Source organism: Streptococcus sp. HMSC066E07, assembly GCF_001814695.1.
In the GTDB taxonomy this organism is placed as follows: Bacteria; Bacillota; Bacilli; order Lactobacillales; family Streptococcaceae; genus Streptococcus; species Streptococcus hominis.
Genome location: NZ_KV817448.1, coordinates 140,242 through 140,856 on the forward strand (window position 1 = coordinate 140,242; position 615 = coordinate 140,856).

The following is a 615-nucleotide window of genomic DNA, read 5'->3' on the forward strand; positions in this document are numbered from 1 at the left end:
GTAAATATTTCTATCAAGTGTCACTCAATGGTAAGGCAGCCGGCAAACAAGGCAAAGCACTCTTGGATCAATTGAAAGCCAACGGTACGCACAGCTATACCGCAACCGTCACAGTTTACGGTGCAACTAAGGATGGTAAAGCAGACCTGAACAATGTTGTCGCAACACGTCAAGTGAATCTGAATTTGAATGGTCAAAAAGCGCAAGAAGATCCATCTCTTGCTCAAGCTAAGCAATCTATAACGGACAATATCAAGGGCAGTACAGATGTTCCGGCTTCTTTCCTAGCCAACGCGAACCATCCTGGTCCATTTACAGCTGGTGTGAATGAAGTGATTCCGTATGAACTCTTTGGTGGTGATGGCATGTTGACTCGTCTTCTGCTCAAATCATCAAACGGAGCACCATGGTCAGATAATGGCACAGCGAATCATGCAGGCTTGCTTCCGTTTGCAGGCATTCCAAAGGGCAAATATTTCTATCAAGTTTCATTAGATGGCAATGCAGCCGGCAAACAAGGCAAGGCCCTCTTGGATCAATTGAAAGCGAACGGTACTCATACTTACACTGCGACTGTTAAGGTTTACGGTGCAACTAAGGATGGTAAGGCAGACT

1 protein-coding gene is annotated in these 615 nt (G+C 45.5%); it reads left to right on the plus strand.

What is annotated here, in order from left to right; all coding sequences use genetic code 11:
* Positions 1-615: SSURE domain-containing protein (locus HMPREF2984_RS06130; RefSeq protein ID WP_180363936.1), on the plus strand; the 615-nt coding region annotated here is incomplete at both ends.